General features: G+C 71.0%; 13 protein-coding genes. 5 read left to right on the top strand and 8 right to left on the bottom strand.

The window, feature by feature from the left end:
- The first annotated feature begins 15 nt into the window (after positions 1 to 15).
- Entirely contained in the window at positions 16 to 966 is a 951-nt protein-coding gene (locus JHN45_RS26420) for an endonuclease/exonuclease/phosphatase family protein (protein ID WP_201050905.1), read from the top strand.
- A gap of 20 nt (positions 967 to 986) precedes the next feature.
- Here JHN45_RS26420 and JHN45_RS26415 read toward each other — a convergent pair whose 3' ends face one another.
- From JHN45_RS26415 to JHN45_RS53210, 5 genes are all read right to left on the bottom strand, one after another.
- A complete protein-coding gene (locus JHN45_RS26415) occupies positions 987 to 2,846 on the bottom strand; it encodes an FUSC family protein (protein ID WP_201050904.1) in 1,860 nt (619 codons plus the stop codon).
- 227 nt (positions 2,847 to 3,073) lie between these two features.
- The gene (locus JHN45_RS26410; protein ID WP_200715781.1) at positions 3,074 to 3,829 is read right to left on the bottom strand and encodes a nucleotidyltransferase domain-containing protein; all 756 of its coding nucleotides are present in this window, start codon (positions 3,827 to 3,829) and stop codon (positions 3,074 to 3,076) included.
- Between the two features lie 63 nt (positions 3,830 to 3,892).
- Positions 3,893 to 4,357 (bottom strand): hypothetical protein, encoded by a 465-nt coding sequence (locus JHN45_RS26405; RefSeq protein WP_201050903.1) that lies wholly within the window; start codon positions 4,355 to 4,357, stop codon positions 3,893 to 3,895.
- Positions 4,358 to 4,407: 50 nt separating this feature from the next.
- A complete protein-coding gene (locus tag JHN45_RS26400; RefSeq protein WP_201050902.1) occupies positions 4,408 to 5,607 on the bottom strand; it encodes an amidase domain-containing protein in 1,200 nt (399 codons plus the stop codon).
- Positions 5,608 to 5,899: 292 nt separating this feature from the next.
- Positions 5,900 to 6,352, bottom strand: a complete 453-nt coding sequence (locus JHN45_RS53210; RefSeq protein ID WP_236584121.1) for a hypothetical protein — start codon at positions 6,350 to 6,352, stop codon at positions 5,900 to 5,902.
- Positions 6,353 to 6,972: 620 nt separating this feature from the next.
- On the opposite strand from JHN45_RS53210, the gene JHN45_RS26390 reads away from it, so the two are divergent.
- From JHN45_RS26390 to JHN45_RS26375, 4 genes are all read left to right on the top strand, one after another.
- The gene (locus JHN45_RS26390) at positions 6,973 to 7,563 is read left to right on the top strand and encodes a hypothetical protein (protein WP_200716794.1); all 591 of its coding nucleotides are present in this window, start codon (positions 6,973 to 6,975) and stop codon (positions 7,561 to 7,563) included.
- A 141-nt stretch (positions 7,564 to 7,704) separates the two neighbouring features.
- Positions 7,705 to 8,376 carry a hypothetical protein gene (locus JHN45_RS26385; protein WP_236584120.1) on the top strand — a complete coding sequence of 224 codons (672 nt, stop codon included), beginning with the start codon at positions 7,705 to 7,707 and terminating at the stop codon, positions 8,374 to 8,376.
- An 86-nt stretch (positions 8,377 to 8,462) separates the two neighbouring features.
- A complete protein-coding gene (locus JHN45_RS26380; protein WP_201050901.1) occupies positions 8,463 to 8,942 on the top strand; it encodes a RidA family protein in 480 nt (159 codons plus the stop codon).
- Positions 8,939 to 9,415 carry a GNAT family N-acetyltransferase gene (locus JHN45_RS26375; protein WP_201050900.1) on the top strand — a complete coding sequence of 159 codons (477 nt, stop codon included), beginning with the start codon at positions 8,939 to 8,941 and terminating at the stop codon, positions 9,413 to 9,415. The genes JHN45_RS26380 and JHN45_RS26375 overlap by 4 nt, the downstream gene beginning before the upstream one ends.
- Before the next feature lies 1 nt (position 9,416).
- Here JHN45_RS26375 and JHN45_RS26370 read toward each other — a convergent pair whose 3' ends face one another.
- The 3 genes from JHN45_RS26370 to JHN45_RS26360 all read right to left on the bottom strand — a co-directional run bounded on the left by JHN45_RS26370 (position 9,417) and on the right by JHN45_RS26360 (position 12,739).
- Positions 9,417 to 10,364 (bottom strand): glycoside hydrolase family 6 protein, encoded by a 948-nt coding sequence (locus tag JHN45_RS26370; RefSeq protein ID WP_201050899.1) that lies wholly within the window; start codon positions 10,362 to 10,364, stop codon positions 9,417 to 9,419.
- Between the two features lie 114 nt (positions 10,365 to 10,478).
- Complete coding sequence (locus tag JHN45_RS26365) at positions 10,479 to 11,273, bottom strand: aspartate/glutamate racemase family protein (protein ID WP_201050898.1); 795 nt, start codon at positions 11,271 to 11,273, stop codon at positions 10,479 to 10,481.
- Positions 11,274 to 11,278: 5 nt separating this feature from the next.
- On the bottom strand, positions 11,279 to 12,739 hold the full coding sequence (locus tag JHN45_RS26360; protein WP_201050897.1) for an NCS1 family nucleobase:cation symporter-1: 1,461 nt from the start codon (positions 12,737 to 12,739) through the stop codon (positions 11,279 to 11,281).
- Positions 12,740 to 12,774 lie beyond the last annotated feature (35 nt).

The following is a 12,774-nucleotide window of genomic DNA, read 5'->3' as shown; positions in this document are numbered from 1 at the left end:
TGGAAGGAGCCCCGCATGCTCCTCGGCACCTGGAATCTGGAGAACCTGTACCGTCCCGGCGGCCCGTTCGGCCCCAAGGACAAGGCCGCCTACGAGGCGAAGCTCGCCTCCCTCGCCGCGGTGATCACGGAACTGGACCCGACCCTGCTGGGCGTACAGGAGGTGGGCGAACCCGAGGCGCTGCAGGATCTGGCCGGGATGCTGGGCGGCGAGTGGCACATCGCCCTGTCCGCGCATCCGGACGTCAGGGGCATCCGGGTCGGCTTCCTCAGCCGTACGGAACCTCGGGTCGTCGCCGACACGAACGCCTTCCCGGCTCAGCTGCGTCCGGTGCAGTCCGACGACTCGGGCGCCGAGGAGTCGGCCACGGGGCGCGGTCTGCTGGCGGTGGAGGTCACGACGGCGACCGGGCCGCTGACGGTGGCGGTCGCCCATCTGAAGTCCAAGCTGCTGACCTACCCGGGGGACCGTTTCTTCCCCCGCGACGAGGGCGAACGGGCCCGCTACGGCACCTACGCCCTCTACCGGCGGGCCGCCGAGGCGGCGACTCTGCGGGCGCTGGCCGACGAACTGCTGGCCGGTGACGGCCGTACCCGGGACGTGGCCGTGCTCGGCGACATGAACGACGAGGTGCAGGCGGCCACCACACAGATCCTGCTCGGCCCGCCCGGCTCGGAGATCGGCACCCCCGGCTACGACCGCCCGGACCAGGGCGACGCGGTCCGGCTGTGGGACGTGGCCCCGCTCATCCCCGCCGACCAGCGCTACTCCCGGATCAACTCCGGGCGCCGCGAACTGATCGACCACATTCTGGCCAGCCATCATCTGGTGCACCGGGTGACGGCGGCGGGGACGGGACTGCCCGGTGCGGAAGCGCCCCGACTGCCGTCCGTGGGACCGGATCCGGCGGCACGCCGCGAGGCGCCGGGGTCGGACCACGCGCCGGTGTGGGTACGGGTGGAGTAGCCGCCGACGTACCGAACTGGCTATACGGCGACGGGGAGTTCGATGGCACGCAGCCCGACCCGTCCCCGCCCCCGCTCGAACTCCTGCAGCAGTTCGGTGAGTTGCTCGATGTGCCGACGGGTGAGCCGTCCTGTGTCGTCGAGGTGGACGGCGCAGGCGGTGGTGGTGTCGACGAGCCGTTCGAGGACGGCGGCGACCTCGTCGGTGCCCTCCGTGTGCCGGGCGAGGGCGGGGAGTTCGGCGGCCGAGACGGCGATGGCGCCCCGGGCCTCGGCGAGCGTGCGGTAGGCCTCGCGGCGCAACGTCCAGCGCTCGGCGCGATCGCCGGACTCGCTCAGTACGTGCACGAGATAGGCGCGCGCGGCATCACCGGCGGCCACGAGCCGGGCCCGCACTCCCCCGCCCCTCTTCCCCGGCATCGGCAGATGCCCGACGATCAGCACGATCGCGCAGGCCATCAGCGTCTCCCCGATCCGCCCGGCGGAGGCCTGCGGTTCGCCGCCGACCATCACGAGCGAGAGCACGAGGACGGTGACGACGGCGGTCTGCGCGGCGAAGTGCCGGGTGGCGACGGGAATGAGCGCCCCGCTGAGCGCCACGAGTGCGACCAGCCCCTCGGGCCGGGGCAGCACGGCGGCGAACCCCGCGAAGAGGACCGCCCCCAGCACGGTCCCCGCCGCCCGGCACAGCACCCGGGAGGCGAGCGGTCCGAGGTCCGGCTTGACGAGGAAGACGGCGGTGGCGGGCAGCCAGTACCAGTGCTCGTGCAGCCCGTACCAACGGGCCTGGTGCAGCGCCTGCGCGACGGCGACACTGGCCCCGAAGCAGAGGGCGACCCGGAACCCGTACTCACGCCCCCCGGCCCCAAATGCCGTACGGAACAGATCCGTTGCCGTCCGCCTCCGCGTGTGCAGATCACTCCCCTCCGCCTGGTCGAAGGCGTCGGCGGCGTGCAGCAGGGCGTCGTCGAGGGCGCGGAGGGCGGGCGCGGAACGGTTGGGCGCGGGCAGTGGCCCGGTGTGGGCGTTGTCCCGCACGGCGGCGGCGAGCCGGCGCGGCCCTTCGCCCACCCGGGCCGAGACCGCCTCCCCCGCCCACGCGAGCGCGGTCGCGGCCTCGGCGAGCGGCAGCGCGGCGGCGTACTGCCCGTGCAGCCGCCGCTCGGCCGCGGAACTGGCGTACCGCCGCAGCCGGGGCCCGGCGAGCGCGTCCTGCGCGTGATCGAGAGCGGCGGTGAGCGCGGCGCGCCGGGCCGTCGCCTCCGGACCACCGGTGGCGTCGAGCAGCGCGGCGATCGCGTCGTACACGGCGGCTACGGCGTCCCGCTCGCCGTCGAAGCGGTAGTCACCGGCGATGGCGCCGGGCGTGGGCAGCGCCAGCCGCAGCCCGACCAGCCAGGCGGCCCCGGCGAGAAACGCGAGGGCCCGCTGCCAGCCCGGTTCGGGCAGGGGCATCCCGGCGCCGATGGCGGAGGCGACGAGCAGTTGCGTACCGGCGCCGGACGCGACGGGTCCGACGGCACTGAACCCGCCGGCGAACAGCCCGATCCCGGTGAGGAGCAGCGTGAGCACGACAGCTCCGACGTGCTCCCCGGCGTACGTCCCGACGAGCAGCCCTGAAGCGCCTGCGAGGGCGGGCCCACCGAGCCGCTTGACGGAGGCCCGCCGACTGCCGGGCCGGTCGTTGATCCCGGCGAGCATGGCCCCGAGCGCGGCCAGCACCCCGAGGGACGTCCTGTCGACGAGTACGGCGACGAGGAGCAACGGCCCGGCGGACAGCGCCCCTCGCGTGACCGCGCTCCACGGAACCGGCCCACGCTGGGCGCGCAGGGCGTGGGCGAGCCAGGGCGGAAGGGACAGCGCGACGGTACGTCGGGACACGGGGCTCCTGTCGTGGCGAGGGCGGGGCGGGCCTTCGGGCGACGGTGGCCGGGGCGGAGACTGGGGCTGTGTGTCCACGGTAGTCCGGGGACTTGTGCGGAACGGGCCGGTGGTATTTCGGGGGTGTGAAGGTTGGCCGTAGGGGCGCTTTCTTTATGAACGCAACGCCCGGAACACAGCGTCCGGTTCTTTATGCGCGCAACGCCTGGAGGGCGACTTCCGCTTCTTTATCCGCGCGACGCCGCGAGGGCGACTTCCGCGTCGGAGAGGGCGCGGGTGAGCGCATCCGGGTCCGGGCTCAGCCCCGCCACGATGTCGTCGATGCGCCGCAGCCCGGCGCGCTCCAGCAGCCGCTTCTCGTTCGTCACCCACTCCCCCCGCCCGGCCAGCACACCGTGCCCGGCCTGTACGGCGGCCACGGCGAGCGCGCCGGCGACCTCGGTGAGGTTGCCCTTCGGGGCGTGGTTGGCCCGGGCGTAGGAGAGGGTGGCGCGGGCGGTGCCGTGCCAGCGTTCGGCGGCGGAGCGCCGCAGTTTCTCGGGATAGGCGTCGGGGCACGGCAGTTCGCCCCGCAGCACACGGTTGATCGCGAGTTCGGCGACCACCAAGTAGCTGGGGATTCCGGCGAGATGGAACAGCAACGGCTCCACCCGGAAGCGCCCCTCCTCCGCCTCCGCCAACTCCCGTTCCACCACGGCCAGATCGCGATAGTGCACATCGACCCGCCGCCCGTCGACGGTCAGCCACGCACCCCCGTTGAAGACCCCGCCACCCCACCCGCCGACCTCGGACACCTCACCGTCCCAGCCGAGGGCGCGGAGGTCGGCCGGGTCGAAGGGTCCGCGGTAGTAGACCGCCAAGTCCCAGTCGCTGTCGGGCCGGTGGCTGCCCTGGGCCCGGGAACCGCCGAGAGCGACGGCCCGGACGGCCGGCAACTCGGCGAGAAGGTCCGCGACTTCGCCGAGGAACGTCTCATCGTCCATGATCACTGAACGTACTCCATGGCCCGCTCTTCGCATCCACCGAGTCCAGCCCTTTCCGTGGCGTCAGGAAGCGGGCTTGTCGGTCGAGGAGGACTCCTTGTCCTTCCCGTTCGGCTGGTGGGTGAAGACAGCCAGGTGCCACACGCCCTTCTCCCGCGTCACGGTGAAGGTGTCACTCAGGGACTTGCCCGCCTTGCCGTCGGCCAGAAGGCGAGCCGACCCGGTGTCAGGACCCATGTCGTGGTCGATCTGCACATCCTTGATCTTCCACTCCTGCCCACCTCGGTCCTCGAGGATCTGCGCGGCCTCCTGCCGCGACCAGCTCTCGTCCTCGACCCCGCCGACCTTGATCAGACCGGTGGCACTGCGGGAGTTGAGGGCATCCACGTAGGCCTCGACGGCCTGGCGTGCCCCGTCGGAGGACTCGGACGACGCCGAGTGGGAGGGTTCGGCCTTGTCGTCGTGGGTCGAGCAGCCGGTGGCGACGGCCAGGGTGGCCAGCACAGCCAAGAGACGTCGACGTTCCACAGTGCGCTCCTTGTTCGTCTACAGGTTCTCCTGTGGGGGGTGGCAGCCTGTCAGGTGCGGTGTGCGTACCACCAGGCGCGAGGGTGGTCGGACAGGAGCTTGCTCAGGCTTTTGTTGTGGGTGTCGCCGGTGTGGTAGGTCAGGTACGGCGTGCCCTGGTACTTCTTGGTGACGATCATCGAGTGGTCGATGTTGTTGTTGCGGGTCCAGTCCGCCTGGAGCACGTCCGACTTGGCCAGTTGCCACACGTTGCCCAGGATCCTGGTTCTCTTCTCGTGCTTCTTCGCGAACCAGTACCAGTTCTCGGCGCCCGCCCAGGTGTAACTGGTGGTGAACTTCGTCGGCCCGTAGAACCAGTACTTGTTGCTGGTCCGCTGGATGAGGGCGCCGCCCTTGGGGCCCCATCCGCCGGCCAGCATCGCCTGGGAGATGAAGTTGGTGCAGTCGTTGCCGTAGGTGCGGTACGCGTCGTTGTGGTGATCCCAGTACTTGTCGGCGTAGGCCACCATCTTGTTGTAGCTGTAGGCGGCCGAGACCCCCGACTTGACGGCGCCGGACGCGCCGCTGTCGGGCAGCGGGGTGGTGTCGGCCGCGTCGTCCTTGCCGCCCTCGTCCTCGTCCGGTGCGCCGCCCCCGTCATCGGCGGTGGCGTCGGCGTCCGTGTCGGCCACCTGCGTCGTCGGAGTCGGCCCGCCCTCGGCATCGGCCTTGTCCGACGACAGCAGCCACGCGCCGTCGGAGCCCTGGGTGAACTTCACGGTGTGCGGAAGCGAGAGTTCCTCGTACTCCGGCGCTCCCTCTTCGACCTCCTGGGGCGTGAACGGCAGCCGGAGGCGGGTGTGTTCGGTCAGCTGGAGCGTCGCCGTCCCGCCCTCCACAACCGTGTCGTCGACCTTCACGTCGACCAGCGCCTGCGTGTAGCCGCCGTCGACCTCCTTGTACCGCCTGCCCTTCTCGGCGAGCGCGGCGAGATCGTCCTGCGTCTGGGCGGCCATGGAGCGTGTGGCCCGGACATGGGCGAGCGCGGTCCGCACCTGGGGAGGAGACGTGATCAGCATGTCGGCCCGCTGTTGCAGATACCCCTCGGCGAGCCCGGCCAGCACCGAGGTGTCGACGCCCGCCGAGGCCGGCTCGGCGGCGGAGGCCGGCTCGGCGGCGGAGGCCGGCTGGGCGCCGACGGGCACACCGACGAGCGCGAGAGTCGCCGCAGCTGTCGCTGCGACGACGTGTCTGAGGTGCGTGGTGCGCATGGAACCCCCTGTGATCATGAGCTGACTGGTCGGGGTCAGCCTGCAATCAAGAGATCCCCTTCGAATGCGACGTTCCCATGTGGCGGGTTCGTGATCCTGGAATGTCTCATTCCCTGCACGTGAGCCGATCGGTCGCCCAGTGGGGCGACGTCCCTTCGGAGCAGGTCGCGATCTGCGTACCCGCTCTCTTCTCTCCGTCGCGACTGCACGATCCCCTGATGCGCCGACCGTCTTCCGGCACGGCACACCGAGTCGCGTCCTCACCCCCCTCTGATCGACGAGTGAGCACTGGTCAACCCGTCGCCGCCACCCCGAAGTCCGCCCCCGAGATTCCCCCGAGCGCCTCCGTGATGCGGAGCAACGGCTCGCGCAGTGCGGTCAGTTCGGTGCGCATCGCCTCGGCCTGGGGCCAGGCGGCCTCGTGGTCGAGGGGGGCGGTGTCGGCGGGGCAGCGGGCCTCGTAGGCGGCGAGGCGGGGATGCCAGGTGCCGGTGAAGGGGCGGACGGTGTCGTTGACGAGGGCGCAGGCGAGGCTCTGGACGGTCGGTGCGCCGGAGCCTCGCTCCAGACCGACGCTGTATGTGTGCAGCGTCCCGCGCGTGAAGTCGATCAGCGACTTCAGGGACGCCAGCGCCTCCCGCAGACTGCCGGTGCCCGGCGTCAGTTCCTGCACGCCGATCCGGGTGACCAGCTCGACCTGGATGTCGAAGGCGGCCATCCGCTCCGCCTCGCTGGGTGCTGCCATGGGTGCCTCCCTCCGGCCACCGGGGAAGGCCAGCGTAACCGGGTCACGGTGGACGCACAGGCTTGGCAGCTCGGCGACGCCGTTCGCGGCCCGCCGGGCGGCAACGGCCCTGGGCACCCGGTCACCGGCTGCAAGCACCCGCTCCGCGTCCTCCGTGGTCAACGGCAGTGGATGAAGTACGGCGGCGCAGCGCAGCACATCGGCGGCGTCCGCCGTGGCGGGCGACGTGCTCGCGTACGTCGGCCACCAGGGCGGTGAGGTCGTGAGCCGGAGCGTGTCAGGCGTCGCGGAGTTCGACGGGGTGGATGTGGCCGGTGGTCGCCTCGGGATTGACGACCATGACGCGACCGCGCGGATCGCCCTCGCGCGGGCCCGCCAGATAGGCCGTCATCAACTCCCGCTGGCAGGCCTCGCGTTCGGGGTGGCCGACGGAGTAGTAGGCGAGCAGTGCTTTGGAGCGGGGCCAGTTCGCGCCGGACGGTGTCGCTGGTGCCGGCGAAGGACGCGACCCCGGTCTCGTCCGTGAACACGTCGAGCCCGCTCCACGTCACCGCAGCTGTAGCCGAGAAAGACGTCCCACGCGGCGACTTACCCTACTGTGGGTACCGGGGAGGGCGATCATGAGAAACAGGCAGCGCAGGCGGCGGCGTCCGAGCGGTCCGTCGCAGATCACGGCCAGGCTGACGATCCCGTTCGTAGGCGAGATCTCGGGGACCTGGGAACCGGCCGACGCGGAACGCAGCGCGGCATGGGAGTTGTACCTGGAACTGGTCACCCGCGTCTCGGTCGAGGAACTCGCCGCCGACGAGGGCTTCCTGCGCGAGGCACTGTCCTCCCTCTACACCTTCTTCGGCACCACCCGGGACATACTCCGCCGCTACGGCCCCGACATCGCCCCGCCGCTGGCTCCCGGTCACATCAGCTTCGCCGTCCTCGCGGTCACCGTCCTCAACCGGGTCCTGCGTCCCCTGCTCGCGTCCTGGCATCCCCGCCTCGCGGCCTACGAGTCGCAGCGGCCCGAAGGCCGGGACCCGGTGGCGTGGGAGCGGGAGTGGGAACACGAGGACGCGCTGCGCCGGGCGATCTCCGAGGTACGGAGTTCGCTGATGTCACTGGCCCGGACCTTGCAGGAGGTGGCGGGAGTCAGCGACCTCATCGACCTGCCCGCACCACGGGGTCCCGAGAACACGCCAACGGGCGAAGGGTCCTGACACTTTCGGCACCCTCGCTTCCCTCTCGGATCCCGCCGGCTGAGGTCACTCTCGCGGCCTGAGATCAGGCCCTCGGGCCGATTGTCAGTGGTGCGCGCTTCAATGGAGTGGTCACTGAGAGTCACCACGGGGGAGCGGTCGATGACAGCACATGAGACCAATGAGGATGGCGGCGGCTCGCGGGCCGCACGTACGCATCTCTCGGCGGCCGGGTTGCGGGCGCGGGGATGGACGGCCGGCATGGTGCGTCAACTGCTCGGCGAACCTGATCTGTTGCGGGTCAACCCGTATGCCGGGTCGTCGTCCCCGCCGACCCGCCTGTACTGCGTCGAGCGGGTCGAGGCCACCGAGCGGAGCGACGCGTTCCGGGCTGTCGCGGCGGCTGCCGCGCGGCGGTCCGCCGCGGCCCGGGCCGCCGCTCGACGCAGGCGGCGGGAGGTACTGGCGCGCATCACGGCCGAGCCGATCGACGTACCGCGTCTGCCCCCGCAGCAGCTGGCGGCGCTGGCGGTCGAGCACCGCAACCGCCGGGACAAGGAGCGGACCCACGAGCGACGGGACCCCAAGCCGCAGCCGCCGTCGCCTCCCGCGACGGTCGAGAGCGCCGACCCCCTCGCGCTCGACCGGTGGAAGGTCGACTATCTGCGCCATCGCCTGACCCGTTACGACGAACTCCTGAACGGGCTGTACGGCAGCACCGGCCGCGCCGCGGCGGAGGAGTTGCTCCGGCGCCGGCTCTACGCGGCCATCGGCGAGGCATACCCGCTCCTTGCGGAGGAGTGCGAACGCCGGCTGGCCGCGGTCCGCCGGTAATTCGGATGCGGGTGCCGCCGTCCACGTGATCCGCTGACGTCCCGCAGGGCGAAGCCCGCCGCCAACCCCCGCCTCTGGGAGACCCCATGCTCGAACGCGTCACCGCCCCCTCCCTCTTCCCGCCACCCACGTACTCGCACGCCACCGTCGTCGAAGCCGGTACGACGCTTGTCTTTCTCGCCGGAGCGGTGCCGCTCGACGCCGGTGGCAAGGTGGTCGGTGAGGGGGACCCGGTACGGCAGGCCGAGCAGGTACTCGCGAATCTGGGTGAGCAACTGCGGGCGGTCGGCAGCGACTTGGGGCATGTCGTGGCGACGGACGTGTACGTCGTGAGCAGTGAGCCCTCGGTGCTGTCCGCCGTGTGGGAGGTGGTCGAGGCGTCCGGGCTGAGTGCGGGGCCGCACTCGTCCACGCTCGTCGGCGTGGCCTGCCTCGGGTACACCGGGCAACTCGTGGAGATCACGGCGACGGCCGTCGTACCGCCCGCGCAGCCAGTTCCGTCCGCACCCTTCGCACCGTCCGCACCCTCCGCACCGTCCGCACCTGAAGAGGTGGCGCAGCCGTGAATCCCGTCCCCGAGTCCCGCGTCATCCTCCGTCGCGCGACCGCCCCGGACGCTCGACCTGCCGCCGACGTGTGGCTGCGGTCCTTCGCCGCCGCGCTGCCGACCGTCGTCAGCCCGCGGTCCGCCGACGACGTGCGCGACTACTTCCGGGACGTCGTCGTGCCTCTGCGCGAGGTCTGGGTGGCCGACGCCGGGCACGATGCCGGAATCGTGGGGCTGATGGTGCTCAACGGCGATCTGCTGTCGCAGCTCTACCTCGACCCGGACTGGCGCGGGCGCGGCCTCGGGGACCGGTTCGTGGAACTGGCCAAGGCGCGGAGCCCGGAGGGACTGCACCTGTGGACCTTCCAGGTCAACAAGCCCGCCCACCGGTTCTACGAACGTCACGGCTTCGTCGCCGTCGAGTTCACGGACGGCAGCACCAACGAGGAGCGGGAGCCGGACGTGCGGTACGTGTGGAAGCCCGAGTCGTAGGTCAGGGGCCTGCGTTGCGGGCCAGTTCCAGGGCGTACGCCGGCCACCACCGGCCCGCCGCCGGACCGCCCCGGCAGGTGCCGTCGGACTCGCCGGGGCGTTTGATCCACAGGTAGGCGTCGAGGAGAGGGTTGCCCGTGCGGGTCGTCGGCGGGGTGCCCAGGGCGCGGCCGGGCGGGTTGCACCATGCGTCGGTGTCGGCGTAGGGGCCGTTGCCGTTGCGGCTGGTGTCGATGACGTAGTGCGTGCCGGCTAGGTCCTTGGAGAGCTGGTCGCCGTATGCCGAACTCGCCTTGTTCGTCTGGAAGTTGGAGACGTTCAGGGCGACCCCGTCGGCACGGGCGACGCCGGACGCCTTCAGTGCGTCGACCAGGCGCCAGGCCTCGGGGATCCAGCCGGAGTTGCCGGCGTCGAGGTAGACGTGGGTGTGCGGTTGGCGTCCGAGGCGGTCGACGGCGTAGGCGAGCAGGGCGTAGCGGTCGTTCGCCACGACCCGGGTGCAGCCGGCGACCACCTGGGCGACGGCGTCCGGCTCGACGACGACGTAGGCGCCCCGGTCGCCGAGGGCGGTCGCGAACTCGTCGATCCAGGTGCGGTAGACGGTCCCGTTGGGGGCGCCGCCCAGCGAGTACTGGCCGCAGTCTCGGTTCGGGATGTAGTACGCCACGAGTACGGCGGTCTGTCCGGCGCGGGCTGCGGCGGTGGTGCGGGCGCGGACGACCGGGCCGGGGTTCGGGCCGTTGAGCCACTCGGCCTCGGGTCTGGCGGCGATGCGGTCCATCAGCGTGGCGTCGGCTGTTCGGCCGTCCTCGCGCCAGGTGGCCGCCTGGCGCGCGGCGCGCGAGTCGGGGGTGGTCCAGAAGGGTTCCGGTACGTCGCGGGTCGCCCCGGCGCAGCAGAGTCCTGCGAGGAGCGTGGCGAGGAGGGCTCGCTGTACCGGTGTGGGCAAGGGAGGCTCCGTTCTTGCCGGTGAGAGCTCGTCCTTCCGGGAGTTTGCGGTGCACGCGTCGACGAGTCGCCGTAGCGTCGGTCAGGTCGCTGCGAGATCACCCCGATGGATGCGCTATCGAGAGTGCCGCGATGTGTTGTTGGGCGACTGCGGCGGCGTCGTGGCTGGTCGCGCAGTTTCCCGCGCCCCTGAAGGGGCGCTGCCCCACAACCTCTTCTTCGGCACCGGGCTCGCATAACCCCCCGCCCTGCTCGTCCTCAGCCCCAGCCCGACCAGTGACTCCGCCAGCTTCACCGCCGCGCCGACCCCGTCGACCACCGGCAGCCCCAGCTTCTCCCCCACCGCCCGCTGCAGTCCCGTCATCCCCGCGCAGCCCAGGACCAGCACCTCGGCGCCGGCCGCGCACGCCCGTTCCGCCGCCGCGAGGAACGCCGCCGTCGTACGGTCCTCGTCGCCGCCGAGGTCGAGGACGCTCAGCCCGGTCCCCACCACCGCCGCGCAGTTGCGGCCCACACCGGCCAACTCCAGGCTGTCCTCGATCTGGCCGCAGGACCGTTCCAGCGTGGTGACGACGCCGTACCGGCGGCCCAGCAGACAGGCCAGATGGGCAGCCGCCTCGGTGATGTCGACGACCGGTACGTCCACCAACTCCCGGACGCCTTCCCGTCCGTGCTCCCCGAAGCCGGCCATGACGACGGCGTCGTAGCGCGGGCCGTCGTACGTCCGCAGCAGGTCCATGACGGCCGCGGCCGAGAGGTAGCTGTCGAGCCAGCCCTCCGCCGATTCCGGTCCCCACGCGGGGGTCAGTCCGGTCACGGTGGTGCCCGGGCCTGCGGCGGCCCGGGCACCTCGTACGATCTCCTCGGTCATCTCCTGCGTGGTGTTGCAGTTGGTGACGACGATGCGCACGCTCGTCAGACCTCCAGAGGCGGGGCAGCGGTCCGCTCGGAGCGGCAGATCAGCAGGTACAGGCCGGCGCCCAGGGCCGTACCGATGAACCACGAGTACGGGGCGACGTCGCTGAACGTCTTCACCAGTGCGAGTACGGCCGCGACGCCCGCCGAGGGCAGGAACGCCCACAGGGCCTTGGGGTTGACGCCCTTGCGGTAGTAGTAGCGGGAGCCGGGGGTCGCGTCGAAGAGTTCGTCGACGTCGACACGGCCGCGCTTGACCCAGTAGTAGTCGACCATGATCACGCCGAACAGCGGGCCCAGGAAGGCGCCGAGGCCGCCGAGGAAGTAGTTGACGACCGTGGGGTTGGAGAAGAGGTTCCACGGGGTGACGACGAGTGCGGCGACCGTGCTGATCATGCCGCCGATCCTGAAGGTGATCTTCTGCGGCCAGACGTTGGCCAGGTCGTACGCCGGGGAGACGAAGTTGGCGACGATGTTGACGCCCATGGTGGCGACGGCGAACGTGAACGCGCCCAGCACCATCACCCAGGTGTTGCCGACCTTGGCCACCAACTCGGCCGGATCCGTGATGGCTTGGCCCCAGACCTCCAGCGAACCGGCCGTGACGATCACCGAAACGACCACGAACGCCGTGGAGTTGATGGGCAGGCCCCAGAAGTTGCCGCGGCGGACGGTCTTGTAGTCGGGCGCGAAGCGGGAGAAGTCGCAGAAGTTGAGCATCAGCGTGCCGTAGGTGGCGAGGATCAGGCCGATCGCGCCGAACCACTGGCGCCACTGCTCGCCGAACGAGACCGGGTGCGGGGTCGAGGTCAGCGAGATCGACCAACCGGCCTTCGCCAGCACCCAGATGGCCAGCGCGATCATCACCAGCCAGATCGCCGGGCCGCAGAAGTCCTGGAACTTCCGTACCGACTCCATGCCTTGGCTGATGATCACCGCCTGGATCAGCCACAGGGACACGAAGGAGACCCAGCCGAGGGCGTCAAGTCCCAGGAAGGAGTGGTGAGTCCAGGATTCCAGGCCCGGCCAGGCGGCCAGCAGCATCACGTTGACGGCGACGGAGGCCAGATAGGTCTGGATGCCGTACCACATGATGGCGATCACGGCCCGGATGAGGGCCGGGATGTTGGCGCCCCAGACGCCGAAGCTGATGCGGCTGACGACCGGGAACGGGACGCCGTGCGCCTGGCCGATCCTCCCCATCCAGTTCATGCCGACGTAGATGAGCACGAAGCCGACGAGGAGGGAGGTGAAGACCTGCCAGACGTTCATGCCGAGGACCAACAGGCCTGCGGCGAACGTGTAGTTGCCGAGGTTGTGGACGTCCGACATCCACATGGCGAAGAGGTCGAAGACCTTCCAGTTGCGCTTGTCGGCGGGGGCGAGGTCTTCGTTGGTGAGCCGGGGGTCGGGGACGAACGCTGGTGTGCCGGTGACTTCGGCACGGTCGGCGAGGGACACGGGGCCTCCAGGGCAAGGGGACGGAGGTGCGAGGA

Origin of the sequence: Streptomyces sp. MBT53, from assembly GCF_016654115.1 — a bacterium.
Classification (GTDB): Bacteria; Actinomycetota; Actinomycetes; order Streptomycetales; family Streptomycetaceae; genus Streptomyces.
The sequence above is the reverse complement of the archived record's forward strand: the minus strand, read 5'-3'. Positions and strand labels throughout refer to the sequence as shown.